General features: G+C 63.6%; 14 protein-coding genes. 9 read left to right on the forward strand and 5 right to left on the reverse strand.

Translation table 11 applies throughout. The features are described from left to right. Positions 1-141: 141 nt before the first annotated feature. The 4 genes from eno to TM49_RS16640 all read right to left on the reverse strand — a co-directional run bounded on the left by eno (position 142) and on the right by TM49_RS16640 (position 7,306). On the reverse strand, positions 142-1,416 hold the full coding sequence (eno, locus tag TM49_RS16625; protein WP_045682926.1) for a phosphopyruvate hydratase: 1,275 nt from the start codon (positions 1,414-1,416) through the stop codon (positions 142-144). Positions 1,417-1,618: 202 nt separating this feature from the next. Then, the gene (kdsA, locus tag TM49_RS16630) at positions 1,619-2,458 is read right to left on the reverse strand and encodes a 3-deoxy-8-phosphooctulonate synthase (RefSeq protein WP_045682928.1); all 840 of its coding nucleotides are present in this window, start codon (positions 2,456-2,458) and stop codon (positions 1,619-1,621) included. Between the two features lies 1 nt (position 2,459). Beyond that, positions 2,460-3,341, reverse strand: coding sequence for a VOC family protein (locus TM49_RS16635; RefSeq protein ID WP_045685373.1), 882 nt, complete (start codon positions 3,339-3,341; stop codon positions 2,460-2,462). Between the two features lie 86 nt (positions 3,342-3,427). After that, positions 3,428-7,306, reverse strand: a complete 3,879-nt coding sequence (locus TM49_RS16640) for an autotransporter domain-containing protein (RefSeq protein WP_045682930.1) — start codon at positions 7,304-7,306, stop codon at positions 3,428-3,430. A 268-nt stretch (positions 7,307-7,574) separates the two neighbouring features. Here TM49_RS16640 and TM49_RS16645 point away from each other — a divergent pair, with 268 nt between their 5' ends. From TM49_RS16645 to TM49_RS16665, 5 genes are read left to right on the forward strand one after another with little or no spacing between them, the layout of a single operon-like run. Further along, complete coding sequence (locus TM49_RS16645) at positions 7,575-9,470, forward strand: SurA N-terminal domain-containing protein (protein WP_045682932.1); 1,896 nt, start codon at positions 7,575-7,577, stop codon at positions 9,468-9,470. Between the two features lie 8 nt (positions 9,471-9,478). Next, complete coding sequence (gene trpD / locus TM49_RS16650) at positions 9,479-10,501, forward strand: anthranilate phosphoribosyltransferase (protein WP_045682933.1); 1,023 nt, start codon at positions 9,479-9,481, stop codon at positions 10,499-10,501. Between the two features lie 14 nt (positions 10,502-10,515). Further along, entirely contained in the window at positions 10,516-11,319 is an 804-nt protein-coding gene (gene trpC, locus TM49_RS16655; RefSeq protein WP_045682935.1) for an indole-3-glycerol phosphate synthase TrpC, read from the forward strand. Further along, positions 11,316-11,801: a cyclic pyranopterin monophosphate synthase MoaC gene (moaC, locus tag TM49_RS16660; RefSeq protein ID WP_045682937.1), complete on the forward strand. Its 486-nt coding sequence runs from the start codon at positions 11,316-11,318 to the stop codon at positions 11,799-11,801. The genes trpC and moaC overlap by 4 nt, the downstream gene beginning before the upstream one ends. Before the next feature lie 3 nt (positions 11,802-11,804). Next, positions 11,805-13,013, forward strand: a complete 1,209-nt coding sequence (locus TM49_RS16665; RefSeq protein ID WP_045682939.1) for a molybdopterin molybdotransferase MoeA — start codon at positions 11,805-11,807, stop codon at positions 13,011-13,013. Between the two features lie 4 nt (positions 13,014-13,017). Here TM49_RS16665 and TM49_RS16670 read toward each other — a convergent pair whose 3' ends face one another. Next, positions 13,018-13,338 carry a DUF1476 domain-containing protein gene (locus TM49_RS16670; protein ID WP_045682941.1) on the reverse strand — a complete coding sequence of 107 codons (321 nt, stop codon included), beginning with the start codon at positions 13,336-13,338 and terminating at the stop codon, positions 13,018-13,020. Between the two features lie 253 nt (positions 13,339-13,591). Between TM49_RS16670 and TM49_RS16675 the strand changes: the two genes are divergently transcribed. From TM49_RS16675 to TM49_RS16690, 4 genes are all read left to right on the forward strand, one after another. Continuing rightward, complete coding sequence (locus TM49_RS16675) at positions 13,592-14,356, forward strand: phosphoribosylaminoimidazolesuccinocarboxamide synthase (protein WP_045682943.1); 765 nt, start codon at positions 13,592-13,594, stop codon at positions 14,354-14,356. Between the two features lie 17 nt (positions 14,357-14,373). Next, the gene (gene purS, locus TM49_RS16680) at positions 14,374-14,616 is read left to right on the forward strand and encodes a phosphoribosylformylglycinamidine synthase subunit PurS (protein WP_045682945.1); all 243 of its coding nucleotides are present in this window, start codon (positions 14,374-14,376) and stop codon (positions 14,614-14,616) included. Positions 14,617-14,635: 19 nt separating this feature from the next. Further along, the gene (purQ, locus tag TM49_RS16685; protein ID WP_045682946.1) at positions 14,636-15,310 is read left to right on the forward strand and encodes a phosphoribosylformylglycinamidine synthase subunit PurQ; all 675 of its coding nucleotides are present in this window, start codon (positions 14,636-14,638) and stop codon (positions 15,308-15,310) included. 354 nt (positions 15,311-15,664) lie between these two features. Then, positions 15,665-16,252 (forward strand): acyloxyacyl hydrolase, encoded by a 588-nt coding sequence (locus TM49_RS16690; RefSeq protein ID WP_144409588.1) that lies wholly within the window; start codon positions 15,665-15,667, stop codon positions 16,250-16,252. Positions 16,253-16,346 lie beyond the last annotated feature (94 nt).

Below are 16,346 nucleotides of genomic sequence, written 5' to 3' on the forward strand. Positions count from 1 at the left end.
TGTCTTGGGACTTGGTTCGGGGCTTATCCTGGGAGGATTCGGATCGGGCTCATGTATATGGCGTCTTGCGCACAAAAATAAAGCCCGCGGTGCGACACCGCGGGCTCTTTGTCGAAATGGCTTTCGACCGGCTGACCGGGCTCAGCCCTTCAGGATCGAACGGCCGGCGAAGACGGCCTGGGCGCCGAGCTCTTCCTCGATGCGGATGAGCTGGTTGTACTTGGCCAGACGGTCAGAGCGCGACAGCGAACCGGTCTTGATCTGGCCGCAGTTGGTGGCAACCGCGAGATCGGCGATCGTCGCGTCTTCGGTTTCGCCGGAGCGGTGCGACATGACGCTGGTGTAACCGGCCTTGTGGGCGGTCTCGACGGCGTCGAGCGTTTCGGTCAGCGAGCCGATCTGGTTGACCTTGACGAGCAGCGAGTTGCCGACGCCCATCTTGATGCCGTCCTTCAGGCGCTGGGTGTTGGTGACGAACAGGTCGTCGCCGACGAGCTGGCACTTGCCGCCGATCAGCGAAGTCAGTTCCTTCCAGCCGTCCCAGTCGTCTTCGGCGAGGCCATCTTCGATCGAGAAGATCGGGTAGCGGCCGATCAGATCGGCGAGATAGGCGGCCATTTCGCCCGAATCGAAGGTCTTGCCTTCGCCTTCCATGACGTACTTGCCGTCCTTGTAGAATTCGGTCGAGGCGGCATCCATGGCGAGGTAGACGTCGTCGCCCGGCTTGTAGCCGGCCTTTTCGATCGACTTCATGACGAAATCGAGCGCCGAGGTGGTGCTTTCCAGAGCCGGTGCGAAACCGCCCTCGTCACCGATCGCAGTGTTGTAGCCACCGGCCGAAAGCTCTTTCTTCAGCGTGTGGAAGATTTCCGAGCCCATGCGAACGGCATCGCGCATTGTCTCGGCGCCGATCGGCATGATCATGAATTCCTGGAAGTCGATCGGGTTGTCGGCATGTTCGCCGCCATTGATGATGTTCATCATCGGAACCGGCAGGAGGTGGGCGAAGGTGCCGCCGACATAACGGTAGAGCGGCAGGCCGGAGGCGGTGGCAGCAGCCTTGGCGGTCGCCAGCGAAACGCCGAGAATGGCGTTGGCGCCGAGGCGGCCCTTGTTGTGGGTGCCGTCGAGCTCGATCATGGTCTGATCGATTTCCATCTGGTTTTCGGCATCCATGCCGACGACGGCTTCGAGGATTTCGGTATTGACGGCGTTGACGGCCTTCTCGACACCCTTGCCGAGATAGCGGGAGCCGCCATCGCGCAGCTCGACAGCCTCGTGGGCGCCGGTCGAGGCACCCGAGGGCACGGCGGCGCGGCCAATGGTGCCGTCTTCCAGATACACATCAACCTCGACCGTGGGATTGCCACGGCTGTCGAGAATTTCACGGGCGAGAATGTCGGTGATTGTCGTCATGTTTGCCTACCTGTCGACTTGTTATTGAATGAACCGCATTGCAGCGGTGAAACGGTCACGCTTTTATTCGCGGCCTTGGGCATCCGCGCGCTTCCAGCGAGATTGCATAATGCAGTTGTTCCACCAGTACTATGACGAATGAAAGATTTTTGACGAGAGCTCCCGAAAAACGCGTAGTGTCCGTCGGCAATTCAGCCGGACTTTACCTGTCCTTTGCAATGGCGTCAAAAGCCAAGAGCTTGTCCAGAAGCCTGGGCATGTCCTTCAGCGGTACCATGTTGGGGCCGTCGGAAGGGGCATTGTCCGGGTCCTGATGGGTTTCGATGAAAACGCCGGCAACGCCGACGGCGACGGCCGCCCGTGCCAGCGTTTCGACGAATTCGCGCTGACCGCCGGTAGAACCGCCCTGCCCGCCCGGCTGTTGCACCGAATGGGTGGCATCGAAGATCACCGGCGCACCGGTCGAGGCCATGATCGGCAGCGAGCGCATGTCGGAGACGAGCGTGTTATAGCCGAAGGAGGCGCCGCGCTCGCACAGCAACACGTTCGGATTGCCGCTGTCGACGATCTTGGCAAGCACGTTCTTCATGTCCCAGGGTGCAAGGAACTGTCCCTTCTTGACGTTGATCACCCGTCCGGTCTTCGCAGCCGCGATCAGAAGATCGGTCTGGCGCGACAGAAAGGCCGGGATCTGCAGAACATCGACGACGGTTGCAACCTCGGCGCACTGTTCCTCGGTGTGGATGTCGCTCAGCACCGGAAAGCCGAATTCCTTCTTCAGGTCTGCGAAGATCTCCAGCGATTTGTCGAGGCCCATGCCGCGCTCGGCCTTCAGCGAGGTGCGGTTGGCCTTGTCGAAGGAGGATTTGTAGACGAGCCCGATGCCGGCCGCCTTGCAGAGTTCGACAAGCGCGCCGGCCATCATGAAGGCATGATCGCGGCTTTCCATCTGGCAGGGCCCTGCGATCAGCGACAGCTTGCCGCTGTTTGAAAAGCTCACCTTCTGCGCGCCCTCTCCGGCCGTTACAGTCGTGTTGGTCATCTCATGCTTCCTTGAAAATAAAGGTGGCGCCCTGCCCCGGCGCTGGCGGAACCCGAAGGGAATCATCCGCCCGGCGATGGGCAACGCCGTTCTGTTCCAGCATTTCGGCCAGCGCCGCAAGATCGCTCGCCTCGAAAACGATCGCGCGGGCGAAAAGGCCACGTCCCGGCGGCGGCGGCACGATGCCGAGCCTTTCATGCAGATAGTCGTGGGAAAACACGGAGAGCGAAGCGCCCGGGCCGCTCACCGTGACGCCATGCGGATGGATATCCACATCGCCGCCTCCGGCCAAGCCGGTGACAAGCGGCTCGAAATCCATCGGATTGGTCTCGCCCAAGACCACTTCGGCGATCCCCGTGACGCCATTGCCGTGGCCGAGCAAGGCTTCGGGCGGCGACAGCGGCTGCTCGCGTTCGCAGGTGAAGAAGAACAGGTCCGGCGCGCGCAGATCGGCGGCAAAGGCAAGCCGGAAGCTTGCTGTCGCCTCGCTGCCATCCGCCCCCCTGAAGGCCCGCGAAAACGAAAAAAGCTCGCCTGCGGCAATACCGGTATCGGTGAACGCGGCATGGTCGGCGGCCGCGTCGTCGCTCTTGAAGGCGAGCGCGGAGAGCCCGTTATCGCCCTGGCGGAAGCGGAAGGCCCGATCGCGTCGGACGAATTCGCCGGTCTGGTGCTTGTAGAGCTCGAGGTCTGCGATGCCAAGCGGCTCGAGATAGGTGCCATCGGCGAAGTAGACGCAGGCGTTTTCCGTGCCGAAGGGATGGCGGGCATCGGGCGCGACGCTGAAGCCGAGCGCGGCAAGCCTGAGCCGCGCCGTCATCAGGTCGACGACCGGCAGGACGAGATGGTCAAGCCGACGCTCGGCGCGCTTCGTGAGAGACATGGCGGGCACCTCCTGTTCGGCGCTCTTGATGGCACGGAAACCCGGCGACAATCAAGCAAAGAGCGGCCGTCAAGCGGCGGCATGCTTTACCAGATGTAGCGCAGCTTGGCCGAAGCGACGAGCGCGCTGTAACCAGAGCCCCATTCACCGTAGGCATTGAGCGACAGATCGGTCTGCGTCGAAAGCTGGATGCGCGCGCCGACATTCGCCGCCACGGCGCTGCCCTTCGGGGCATTCGAGGTGATGGTGAAGCCATAGCCCGGCAGCGACAGGAAGCTGGCGCTGGCATCACCGCCCGAACCGTAGCGATAGACATAGGAGACGCGTGAATTGAGCGAGAAGCGCCGCGCATAGTCGCCCGCGGCCGTATCGAAGCCGAGGCCGGCCTCGACAGTGCCGCGGAAGATATCCGCCCCGGAATAGGCGAGCGCCGACTGGCCGGTGCCTGAGACGACATCCTCGCGATAGCCGGGGGCATGCGTGTAGACGATGCTGGCGCCGGCAAACGGAATGACGGCGAGGCCGCCATTGACGATGCGACCGCCGGCCTCCAGCCGGGCGCCGACCGTGGTCGTGTTGTAATCGCCCTTCAGCCTGTCGACGGCATCCTCGAAGGCGACCGTGCGCTCGGTCTCCATGCTGTCGAAGCCTACGCCGAGGGCTGCAAGGCCGTAGATCCCTTCCTTGGTCTGGCCGACGGCATTGATCGCCGCGCGCAGCCCCTGATCGGTTGCCTTGCCATCCTGATCGGTCTGGTCATAGGTCGACGACCCGCCGCCGAAGACGAAGCCGACAGCATTGGTGTCATCCAACCGGGCGAGATAGCCGCCCTCGAAACTGTTGCCGCGGATATCCGCGCCCGAATTGCCGGCGGCCGCATCGCCATCGACGCTCGCCGTCTGGCCGGAATATTCAAGCCATGCCGCATTGCGCGGATTGAACGGGCCGAGCAGCGAACCGCGACCGGCATAGGCCCAGTCCCAGCGAACCGGCTGGCGGCCGGGCGTGGAATAGTCGTAGCGGGCGGTATTGCCGACAGTCCAATAGGAAAGCGCCGGAACGCTGCCCGCAGACGGCAGAGCATTGCCCTTCTTCTGCGCAGCGGTGTCCTTTTCCTCGCGCTCGATCGCGCGCCAGCCGGCAAGCAGACGGCTCGGATTGGTGGCGCGCTGCAGAAAGTCCTGCATGCCGATGCTGGCGGTCATCGTGCCGTTGATGCCGAGCTCGCCGCCCAGGGTCGTCATCGCCGCTTCATAGGCCTGACCTTCCTGCAGCATGCCGGCTGAAAGCGTGCCGTAGAGCGGAACACCATCGTTGAACGCCTTTACCAGTTGCTGGTTCACGCCGTAGCCGAGCCGGGAGAAATGAAAGTCTCCGCCCACATAGGCGAGAGAGAGGTAAAGGTTGTTGTCCTCTTCAGAGAGCGTTCCGCGGAACTGCGACGGCAGGTCGCCCGCCTCCTGCTGGAACGAACCGCTGATCTCGTTGGCGGTCAGCAGCGTGTAGGACTTCTTGAGCACGCCGCCCTTGTCGAAATCGAGCGCGATCGTGGTGTCGTCGAATGCGACTTCGCCGGTCACGACGGCCGGCTCCTGAACCGCATTGATGACCGCCACATAGGTCGCGGCGGCCTCGAAATCGAGATCGCCATCGACAGTGATCGAACCGTTCTCGTCGCCGGAGCGGAAGAAGCCACCGGTGCGGATCAACGTATCGCCGATCGTGCCCGATCCGCCGACCGCCGCGCCAGAGGCAACATCGATCGTTGCACCGCGCAGATCGCCGTCGACCAGAAGCGCGCCGGCATTGACATTGGCCGCCCCGGAGAAGGCGCTGCTGTCCGCCGTCAGGGTCAGGTCGCCATCGCCTTCCTTCACCAAGGTTCCGTCACCGGAAATCGTGCCGCGGAAGTCGAAGTCGTCGGAACGCGCGAAGGCCAGCGTGCCGGAAACGGCGACATCGCCGCCGAGCGTTCCGGTCGTGCCACCGTTGCCAATCTGTAGGCTGGCGCCGGAAAGGATCGCGGTCGTGCCGTTGTTGGTATTGTCGGCCGTCAGCACCGTGTTGCCGTTGGCGACGATGATGCTGCCCGTGCCGCTAATGACCGACGAGAACAGATAGTCGCTGTCCGTGTGGTTGAAGACGATGGTGCCGCCGCCGGCGCCGAGATTGATGGTCGTGCTGTCGAGCGTGCCGGCCGCAGTCGCCGCATCGCCAAGGGCCGCACCGATATTGAGCGTACCGGTCGACCCGCTGCCAGAAGCGAGCGCCAGACTGTCGGTCGAGACGACACCGCCATTTGCCAGCGTCAGCGTGCCGTTGCCGCCCGCGCCGACAACGAGATCGCCATTGATGTCCCAGAGGCTACTGCTGCCGCTGACCGAAACAGCGCCGGTCGAGCCGGCGGCCGCGGCGACGGTGCTCGCCGTGCTTATAACCTTGCCGCCATCTTCGATCGCAAGCGTGCCCGTGCCGCTTGCCGCCACCGTCAGGCCGCCGTCGATGGTCCATATGGAGCCTGCATCGCTGACGGTGACGGTACCCGTGCCCGTCGCGCCGTCGCCGAGAACGGTCGTGTGATTGTTGACGATGCCACCGTTGGTGATCGACATTTCGCCGGTGCCATCGGCGCCCACAGTGAGGTTGGAGGTGTTTTCCCAGGTGCCGCCGCTGGTGATCAGCGCCGTGCCGTTGCTGCCGGCATCGCGGCCGATGATGCCGCCATTCGATTGCAGCCTGCCACCGCCGGCGATGTCGAGTTCGCCCGTGCCGAGTGCTGCGACCGTCATGCGGTTGGTGAGCGTGACGCTGCTGCCCGACCCGGAAATCGACAGCGTGCCGTCGCCCGTGGCATTGACGCCAAGGATCGAATGGTCGGCGGTGATCGAGCCGCCCGAGGTGACGTCGATCTCGCCGGTACCGGAGACGCCGGCCCGCAATGTCGCGGAAAGCTGGAGCTTGGAGCCCGAGCCGCTGACCGTTGCGGTTCCGCTACCAGTCTCGGCCTGGCCAACCAGAAGATTGCTCGAATTCATCGTCGCACCGTCGAGGACGGAAAGCGAACCCGTTCCGCCCGCGCCGCCAAGCGCGATCGTGTCGTAGACGTTCCATTCCGAACCGGCGCCGGTGAGGACTGCATTGCCGTTGGAACCACTGGCGGCGCCGATGGTGAGATTGGTGTTGTTCGCCTTCGCCCCGCTTTCGACCCGCACGGTGCCCGTGCCCGAGAGGCCAAGCACGACATCGCCATAGCCGTTCCACTCCGAGCCGGAACCGGAGATGACGATGGTGCCGTTACCCGTGGCGGCTTGTCCGATCCAGGCGTCGTTCGATTCGAGCTTGCCACCGTTGGTGACCGTGATTGTGCCAGTGCCGGCATTGCCGACATAGAGACCATTGGCATCCGCGCCCCAGAATTTCAGGATCGAACCGCTGCCCGAAATGTTCACCGTGCCCGTTGAGCCCGCCGCATTGCCGACTATGCCGGACTGGATATTGCTCGAGGCACCGGCCTCCATGTTGAGCGTTCCGGTTCCGCTGCCGCCGACGACGAGCTGGACCGGTAGGTTCATCTCGGCGCCTGATCCCGACATCGTCAGGGTACCGTTTCCGGTCGCGGTGCTGCCAAGCACGACCTGATTGCCGTTGATCGAGGCGTAGGCCGTCATCGCCCCGGTACCGGTATTGCCGACAACCAGCTGGTTCAGGTACTCGGTTCCCCGGGTCGCTGGCAGGACCGGCGAAACGGAGGCGGAGTCGACATAGGCATTGTCGTTGTTGTGCGGCTCGCGAGTGGAAGGCACACCGCCGACATCCCAGTTGCCGGCAGTGAACCAGTCGTTCGAGATCGCGCCCGTCCACTCATAGTCTTCGGCCAAGGCCGGTGCGGCGAGCAGCAGGACAATGGCCGACGAACCCAGGAAACCGGTCCGCACGGACATGCGCTTCGACGACTTGGCACTCATGAAACAACCCCACTCCACGCAATACACTTCGGCTCTGAGGAGCCGGCGCGGAGCGGCGACGCTAACCGCGCGTTAACAACGTTTTTGCGGCGAAGACCTTAAGAACCCCTTGCAATCCCACGCTGTGGCCGGAACCTTCGAATTATGGTTAACCATCGGTTGACGGCGCGACGCATTGGGGGGTAACGCCGTAGCGGAGCCGAGGCGACTTCAATTCGGTGCAAACTTCGTCTAAGAAGCTTCCACGAAACGGCCAGACAGGAAAGACATGCTCGAGACATTGCGTAAAGGCGCCCAGACCTGGGTTGCGAAACTTCTGATGATCGTCCTCATCGTCTCGTTCGGCGTCTGGGGCGCTTCGAGCGCGCTCATGTCCGGCAATTCCGACGTGGTGGTCCGCGTCGGCAGCGAGACCGTGTCGGCCAACGAATTCCGGCTGGCCTACCAGCGTCAGCTCAACCAGATGCAGAACCAGTTCGGCCGTCGCCTCACCGGCGAGGAAGCCCGCATGCTCGGCGCCGACCAGCAGGTCTATGCCCAGCTCGTCGCCGGCGCTTCGCTCGATCAGCTCGCCGACAACATGAATCTCGGTCTTTCCGAAGACCGGCTCGCCGACCTGATTGCCCAGGACCCGGCCTTCCAGAACGCCAATGGTCGATTCGACCGCCAGCGCTTTCAGCAGCTTCTCCGCAATGTCGGCATGAACGAGGACGATTACGTCGCCGAGCGCAGCAAGGTCGCCGTGCGCGGCCAGATCGTCGACGGCATGGCCGATGGTTTCGAGGCGCCGGAAACGCTGATGGACGCGATTCGCGAATATCGCAGCCAGTCGCGTGTGGTCGATTACATCGTCCTCAGCAACGCCTTCATCGACCCGATCAAGACGCCGGGCGATGATGTCCTGAAGCCCTGGTTCGAGCAGCGCCAGGCCGCCTACCGGGCCCCCGAATATCGCAAGTTCTCCTATGTGACGCTGAACCCGGCCGATATCGCCGATCCCGGTTCGGTCGCCGACAGCGCCGTGCGCGACGATTACGAAGCGCGTGTCGCGAACTATACGACGCCTGAGCAGCGCACCATTCAGCAATTGACCTTCACCAACCAGGCTGATGCCGAAGCCGCCGCCCAGGCGCTGAAGGATGGCACCAAGACCTTCGACCAGCTTCTCGCCGATCAGGGCAAGACCAGCGCCGACGTCTCGCTCGGCACCTATGCCAAGGGTCAGTTCCCCGACCAGACGATCGACGATGCCGCGTTCTCCATTGCCGAAAGCGGCGGCACCAGCGGTGTCGTGCAGGGCAATTTCGGCCCCGTCATCATCCGTGTCACGGCGATCGAGCCGGAATCGGTCCGGCCCTTCGACGAGGTGAAGGACCAGATCCGCCAGGAGCTTGCCGAACGGCAAGCCGCAGACGACATCCTGAATGTCGAAGATCAGTATGAAGACCAGCGCGCCGGCGGCGCGACCATGGCGGACGCCGCCCAGAGCCTCGGCCTCAAGGCGGTGACCGTTGATGCTGTCGATGCCAACGGCCGTGACATGGATGGCAACCCGGTCGAAGATCTGCCGCTGGGCACGCAGCTCGTCTCCGCCGTCTTCGACAGCGAGACCGGCGTCGAGAATCTGCCGCTGAATCTCGATGACGGCGGTGTCGTCTGGTACGAGGTCGAAGATGTCACGGCAGCACGGGACCGCACCTTCGACGAGGTCAGCAGCCAGGTTGCCGCCGACTGGGCCGCCGAACGCCAACGCCAGGCGCTTGCTGAAAAAGCCGATGAGGTGAAGAAGCGCGTCGAGGACGGCGCAACGCTTCAGGAGATCGCCGAGGAGTTTGCGATCCCGGTCGAGACGAGCCCGTCGATCACCCGCGCCTCGCAGAACGATTCGCTCGGCCCCGAAGCCATCGCAGCGGCCTTTAGCGGCCCGCTTGGCACCGTCGCCACCGCGCCGCTTTCAAGCGGTTCCGAACAGGTCGTCCTCAAGGTCGCAAGCGTCACCAACCCGACTGGCACGCTCACCACCAGCGGCGACGAACAGGCGATCAGCGCAATCGCCAAATCGGCGGGTGACGATATCCTCGACGAGATGATCAACAAGCTGCAAAGCGAATACGGCGTCTCGATCAACCAGACGCTCGCACAGCAGGCCATCAACCTGCAGTAGAGGAAGCCATGTCCGAACTGAAGCCGTTCATCACCAGGGTCGCCGCCCGCCAGTCGCTCACAGTCGACGAATCGCGCGAGGCCTTCGACATCCTGATGTCCGGCGAGGCAACGCCTTCGCAGATCGGCGGCTTCCTGATGGCGCTTCGGGTCAAGGGCGAGACCGTCGACGAGATCGTCGGCGCGGTCGCGACGATGCGAGCCAAGATGCTGCCCGTCAAGGCGCCGGCCGATGCCGTCGATATCGTCGGAACGGGCGGCGATGGCGCCGGTACCTACAACATCTCGACGCTCGCCGCCATCATCACCGCAGGGGCGGGCGTCACCGTCGCCAAGCACGGAAACCGGGCGCTGAGCTCGAAGTCCGGAACCGCTGACAGCCTCTCGGAGCTTGGCGTCGAACTCGACATCGCGCCAAATGTCATCGAAGCCTGCATCGCCGAAGCCGGCATCGGCTTCATGTTCGCGCAGAAGCATCATGCCGCCATGCGCCACGTTGGCCCGTCGCGCGTCGAGCTTGGTACCCGCACCATCTTCAATCTACTCGGCCCGCTGTCCAATCCGGCAGGCGTCAAGCGCCAGCTTCTCGGCGTGTTTTCGCCCGACTGGCTGACGCCACTTGCGGAAGTGCTGCGCGATCTCGGCTCCGAGCATGTCTGGGTGGTTCACGGCCAGGGCCTGGATGAAATCACGACCACCGGTGAGACGAATATCATCGAACTCGAGGGTGGCCAGATTCGTTCGTTCACTCTGAAACCCGCCGATTTCGGCGTCGACCAGGTCGAGCTTTCGGCGCTGCAGGGCGGCGACGGCAAGGTCAATGCCGCAGCACTGCGCAAGGTGCTTTCCGGCGCCCACAACGCCTACCGTGATGTCGCGCTCGCCAATGCCGCCGCCGCGCTGATGATCGCCGGCAAGGGCGAAACGCTGACCGATGCGATGCGGATTGCGACCGAGGCGCTGGAGAGTGGCAATGCGGCGCTTGCGCTCGACCGGCTGGTCGCCGTGTCCAATGCTTCGGACGATGCATAAGGAAAGACTTCCAAATGACTGATATCCTTCGAAAGATAGAGGCCTACAAGCGCGAGGAAATCGCTGCCGCCAAGGCGCGGGTGTCGCTCGATGAGCTGAAGGCGCGGATCGTCGATCAGGAGCCGCCGCGGGGCTTTCACAAGGCGCTTGCCGGGCGCAAGGCGGAAGGCCGGCTGGGCCTCATCGCCGAGATCAAGAAGGCGAGCCCGTCGAAGGGCCTGATCCGCCCCGATTTCGATCCCCCGGCCTTTGCCAAGGCCTATGAGGAGGGCGGCGCTGCCTGTCTCTCCGTGCTCACCGATACGCCGAGCTTCATGGGCGCGCCGGAATTCCTCTCCGCCGCCCGCAATGCCTGCGCGCTGCCGGCGCTGCGCAAGGATTTCATGTTCGAGCCCTACCAGGTCTATGAAGCTCGCGCGTGGGGCGCCGACTGCATCCTGATCATCATGGCGAGCCTTTCCGACGACGAGGCCGAATTGCTGCAGGACACCGCGTTCGCGCTCGACATGGACGTGCTGATCGAGGTGCATGACGAGGCCGAATGCGCGCGGGCGCTGAAGCTCTCATCGCCGCTGATCGGCATCAACAACCGCAACCTGCGCACCTTCGAGGTGTCGCTGGAAACCAGTGAACGCCTGGCAGGCATGATCCCGGCGGACAGGCTGAACGTCAGCGAAAGCGGTGTCTTCACCCATTCGGATTGCGAGAGACTGGCCAGGATCGGCATCAGCACCTTCCTTGTCGGCGAGAGCCTGATGCGCAAGAACGATATCGCTGCCGCAACCCGGGAACTTCTGACCGGCCAGGCCGCGGCATGAGCAAGGGGCTCACCCATATCGGCCAGAGCGGCGAGGCCCGCATGGTCGACGTCGGTACCAAGGACGAGACGAAGCGTAGTGCAACCGCCGAAGGCCACGTCCGGATGAAGCCGGAGACGCTCGCCCTGATCGAGGCGGGCAACGCCAAGAAGGGCGACGTGATCGCGACCGCCCGGCTTGCCGGCATCATGGGCGCCAAGCAGACGGCGAGCCTGATACCGCTCTGCCATCCCCTGATGCTGACAAAGATTGCCGTCGATATCGTCCCGGACGCCAACCTGCCCGGCCTCCGTGTAACGGCAATCGCCGCGCTCACCGGCCGCACCGGCGTCGAGATGGAGGCGCTGACGGCGGTGTCCGTCGCCTGCCTCACCATCTATGACATGGCCAAGGCCGCCGACCGCGAGATGGAAATCGGCGCGATCCGCCTCGTCGAGAAATCCGGTGGCGCAAGCGGCGATTATCGACGCGACGCGGAGTAGACCATGCCCTCGTCGCCGCTCATCCCCGTCGAAGATGCGCGCCGCATCCTGCTGGAGCGCGCGCAACCGGTCGCCGACGCCGAAGTGCTGCCGCTTGCGGACGCGCAGGGGCGCGTCCTGGCGGAGGATGTTGCGGCTCGCATCACCCAGCCGCCGTTCGATGCCTCGGCCATGGATGGCTACGCCGTCATCGCGGATGATGCGACCGGCCCCGTGCGCCGTCTGATCGGGGTCGCTGCGGCCGGCGATATGCCATCGGTCCGCGTCACGCCCGGAACGGCCATGCGGATCTTCACCGGAGCGCCGATACCCGAGGGCGCCGATACTGTTGTGATCCAGGAAAATACCGAGCCCGCCGGCGAGGATCGTGTGCGGCTGGTTCAGGTGCCCGCCGCAGGCGCCAACATCCGTCGCGCCGGTCAGGACTTTGCCGAGGGCGGGCTGCTCCTGCGAAAGGGCGCCCTGCTCGATCCGCGCACGCTGTCGCTTGCTGCGGCCGGCGGTCACGGCACGCTTTCCGCCCATCGTCGCCCGCGGGTTGCTGTGCTGGCGACCGGTGACGAACTCGTTCCGCCCGGCACACTCCCCGGCCCCGGCCAGATCTCCGCATCCGGCGGCATCGCCATCGAAGCCCTTGCGCGCGAAAACGGCGCCGAGGTGATCTCGCTCGGCATCGCCCGCGACAATGAAGACGAACTGCGCACGGCGATTAGAGCAGCGAAGGACGCCGATGTGCTGATCACCATCGGCGGCGCCTCAGTCGGCGATCGCGACCTGATCCGGCCGGTGCTGGCCAGCCTCGGCGTGGAACTCGATTTCTGGAAGATCGCGATGCGGCCCGGCAAACCGCTGATGGTCGGCCGACTTGGCGCCATGACCGTGCTCGGCCTTCCGGGCAACCCGGTCTCGAGCTTCGTCTGCGGCCTCATCTTCGTCGAGCCGCTCATCCGGCGGCTGGCCGGTCTGCCCGAGCGCAAGCGCACCGATGTCGCGCGTCTCGGTGTGGCGCTCGCTGCGGACGGACCGCGGCTTCACTACATGCGCGCCCGGTTCACCGACGAGGCCCAGACCGTGGTTGAGCCCTGCGAAAGCCAGGACTCGGCGCTGCTGGCGACGCTCGCCGAGGCCGAGTGTCTGATTGCCCGGCCGCCGCATGCGGATGAAGCTGCGGCAGGAGAAACCGTCGAGGTTCTCCGTCTCGATCCGCGCTGATCCTTCAGAGAACCTCGGTCTGCTGACTTGCCGCCTGCATGAAGGCGTGCATCTTCAGCTGCACGGTCTCCTCATCGATCGCAACACCGGCAGCCGCAAAGTCCCGCATCAGCTTGCGCAGCACGTCGGCATCGCCGGCCTTCGAGAAATCCGCCGCGATCACCTCGCTCGCATAAACGTCAAGATCATCGCGGCCGATCAGGCTCGCTGCCCAGGCGGCCAGCATACGGTTGCGCCGGGCGATCGTGCGAAACCGTGTCGCCTCCTGCATCGCAAAAGCCGCCTCGAACGCCCGCTCGCGTTCCGTGAACACACCTTCCGCCATTCCGACCTCCTTTCAAGTTCCTCCAACTTTCAAGATGTGCGCGAAGATGACATTTGAAAAGAACGGAATTAAACAAATTTAATTCCAGACTTAAAAAACTTCGTGTTTCGGGTTGCTTTTGGTCAAACGACTGCCGCATTAGCGTTGAAAAGCTCGTCGTTTCGATTGAGAAAGGCGCGCAACTTCGCTATTGCACGCTAATGAACATGTTTTGCGCGGCCCATGCCGCCGCGCCAACCTGATGAGAACACCAATGAACCGTCGTCGCCGGGTTTACGAAGGCAAGGGCAAGATCCTCTATGAAGGGCCCGAGCCGGGAACCCTGATCCAGTTCTTCAAGGACGATGGCGCAGCGCAACCCGGAGCCGATGCCGACGTGGTCGACGGCAAGGGCGTGCTCAACAACCGGATTTCCGAATATGTGTTCGGCCATCTGAACGCCATCGGCATTCCCACGCATTTCATCCGCCGGCTGAACATGCGCGAGCAGCTTGTGCGCGAGGTCGAGATGATCCCGCTGATCGTCACGGTCCGCAATGTCGCCGCCGGTTCGCTGTCGCGCCGCCTCGGCATCGAGGAAGGTGCGCCGCTGCCGCGCTCGATCGTCGAATTCAGCCTGAACTCGGATGAACTCGACAATCCGCTGGTGACCGAAGAGCACATCACCGCCTTCGGCTGGGCAGCCCCGCCGGAACTTGACGACATGATGGCGCTCGCCATCCGCATCAACGACTTCCTGACCGGCCTGTTTCTCGGCGCCGGCATGCAGCTCGTCGATTTCCGTTTCGAGTGCGGCAGGCTTTACGAAGGCGATATGATGCGCATCATCCTCGCCGACGAGATCTCGCCCGACTCCTGTCGCCTGCTCGACCTGCCGACGCACGAGCGTCTGAACTTCGACAGCGGGAATGGCGAGCGCGGTTCGCTGGCCGGCGGTTATTCCGAAGTCGCCCGTCGCCTCGGCATCATCAATGAAAACGAGCCCGCCCGCGCCGCGGGACCGGTCCTGGTCAAATAGAGCTGAAGGAAGAAGCTGTGATTAACGCACGTGTCATCGTCACCCTGAAGAACGGCGTCCTCGATCCGCAGGGCAAGGCCATCGAAGGCGCGCTGCATGGCCTCGGCTTCGCCGGCCTTTCCAGCGCCCGCCAGGGCAAGGTTTTCGACCTCGTGCTCGACACCGACGATCGCGAGAAGGCCGAGGCCGATGCTGCCGCCATGTGCGAGAAGCTTCTGGCCAACATGGTCATCGAAAACTATGTGATCGAACTGCAGTGAACCGGCAAGGATTGGCCCGATGAAAACCGCCCTCCTCCAGCTTCCCGGCCTCAACCGCGACCGCGACATGTTTGCCGCGATCAGCCAGATCTCTGGCCAGGACCCGGTCACCGTCTGGCAGACCGAAACGACGTTGCCGGATGTCGACCTGATCGTCATCCCGGGCGGTTTTTCCTATGGTGACTACCTGCGCTGCGGCGCGATTGCCGCCCGCATGCCGGTGATGCGCGCTGTCGCCGAAAAGGCCGCTGCCGGCGTTCGCGTCATCGGGGTCTGCAACGGCTTCCAGATCCTGCTCGAGGCCGGACTTCTGCCCGGCGCGCTGATGCGCAATGCCTCGCTGAAGTTCGTCTGCCGCGAAGTGAAGCTTCAGGTCACCAATAACCGCACCGCTTTCTCGAGCCTCTATCGCGAAAACGAGATCATCCGCTGCCCGGTCGCACACCACGATGGCAACTATTTCGCTGATGCCGAAACCCTCGCATCGATCGAAGGCAAGGGCCAGGTCGTGTTCCGCTATGCGGACGGCACCAATCCGAACGGCTCGGTCAACGACATTGCCGGCATCGTCAATGAAGCCGGCAACGTGCTCGGCATGATGCCGCATCCGGAAAACCTGATCGAACCGGCCCATGGCGGAACCGATGGCCGGCGGCTGTTCGAATCGGCGCTCGAAATCGCAGGCGTCGCCTGAGGCGGCATTACCGCTATTCGCCGTGCCTGTGTCCCCATGGCGCGGCGTTTTGCCTTGCGACACGCAAACATCCTGTTGAGGCCCACACACGACCGACTGCGTCTGTCGGTTGTCGCCTTACTGCGTAATCGCCCGTAGGCCAAGCGCCAGAGTTGCGCCGCAACGCAAGTCCGTAGCTACATGATATATTCCTAAAATTACAGATAATTGCATCTCGCAATTTTTTTTTCGCGACGGCGGAATTAATCATATGATTAATGTTGACCGCGAGCCGCAAATCAGCTCTTTTCGTCTCAATCAAACAAAAGAATCCTGCTCCGCACAGCCGTGCAAGGAGCTGTGCGGAAGGCGCCGATGATAGCAGGCATTGCATACAGAAGCCTTGCGGCCTGCGTGGCCGTAGCGGCGTTCGCCACGGTCGCGTCTGCGGCCGATACCACCGAGACAACCTCCGCCCCGACGCGACGGCATATCATTGATGAAGCGCGGTTCGAGGTGTCGGGATCGCTCGGTACCAAGTCCGATTTCGAAAGCGGCGTGTTCCTGACGCCCAGCCTGTTCTTCGATCCGTTCGGCAGCGAGGGCCGCCAGGGTTTCGACAAGGCCTTCCATCCACGCCTGTTCCTCAGTGCCAACCTCTCGGTGGCCGGCGAGGCCGATCAGCTCATGGGTGGCTTCAGCTGGAAATTCCCGCTCCTCGGGCCGACCTTCGTCGATCTCGGCGTCGGCGGCGCGCTCACCGATGCAAGCCTTAAGGACGGCGGCGACCGCGGTCCCGGCGTCGGCTCGCACCTGCTCTTCCACGAGTACCTGACCTTCGGCGTCAATCTTGACGAACGCTGGAGCCTGACGACCACCATCAGGCACTCGTCAAACGCCGACTTCGCCTCCCCCAACAGCGGCCTCACCTACGGTGGCATTGGCGTCGGCCGCAAGTTCTGAACCTTTGTCGCGCCGCCGACGAAGCTCTGACTTGAACATACGAAAACGCCGGGGCATGACCCCGGCGTTTTCTTGTCTTCTGCGTAGGCTGGCG

Origin of the sequence: Martelella endophytica (genome assembly GCF_000960975.1) — a bacterium.
Lineage (GTDB): Bacteria > Pseudomonadota > Alphaproteobacteria > Rhizobiales > Rhizobiaceae > Martelella > Martelella endophytica.

What these genes read in the sequence shown, in the direction of transcription:
- eno (WP_045682926.1), bottom strand. Translation starts at nt 1,416, where the DNA reads ATGACGACAATCACCGACATTCTCGCCCGTGAAATTCTCGACAGCCGT.
- kdsA (WP_045682928.1), bottom strand. Translation starts at nt 2,458, where the DNA reads ATGACCAACACGACTGTAACGGCCGGAGAGGGCGCGCAGAAGGTGAGC.
- TM49_RS16635 (WP_045685373.1), bottom strand. Translation starts at nt 3,341, where the DNA reads ATGTCTCTCACGAAGCGCGCCGAGCGTCGGCTTGACCATCTCGTCCTG.
- TM49_RS16640 (WP_045682930.1), bottom strand. Translation starts at nt 7,306, where the DNA reads ATGAGTGCCAAGTCGTCGAAGCGCATGTCCGTGCGGACCGGTTTCCTG.
- TM49_RS16645 (WP_045682932.1), top strand. Translation starts at nt 7,575, where the DNA reads ATGCTCGAGACATTGCGTAAAGGCGCCCAGACCTGGGTTGCGAAACTT.
- trpD (WP_045682933.1), top strand. Translation starts at nt 9,479, where the DNA reads ATGTCCGAACTGAAGCCGTTCATCACCAGGGTCGCCGCCCGCCAGTCG.
- trpC (WP_045682935.1), top strand. Translation starts at nt 10,516, where the DNA reads ATGACTGATATCCTTCGAAAGATAGAGGCCTACAAGCGCGAGGAAATC.
- moaC (WP_045682937.1), top strand. Translation starts at nt 11,316, where the DNA reads ATGAGCAAGGGGCTCACCCATATCGGCCAGAGCGGCGAGGCCCGCATG.
- TM49_RS16665 (WP_045682939.1), top strand. Translation starts at nt 11,805, where the DNA reads ATGCCCTCGTCGCCGCTCATCCCCGTCGAAGATGCGCGCCGCATCCTG.
- TM49_RS16670 (WP_045682941.1), bottom strand. Translation starts at nt 13,338, where the DNA reads ATGGCGGAAGGTGTGTTCACGGAACGCGAGCGGGCGTTCGAGGCGGCT.
- TM49_RS16675 (WP_045682943.1), top strand. Translation starts at nt 13,592, where the DNA reads ATGAACCGTCGTCGCCGGGTTTACGAAGGCAAGGGCAAGATCCTCTAT.
- purQ (WP_045682946.1), top strand. Translation starts at nt 14,636, where the DNA reads ATGAAAACCGCCCTCCTCCAGCTTCCCGGCCTCAACCGCGACCGCGAC.
- TM49_RS16690 (WP_144409588.1), top strand. Translation starts at nt 15,665, where the DNA reads ATGATAGCAGGCATTGCATACAGAAGCCTTGCGGCCTGCGTGGCCGTA.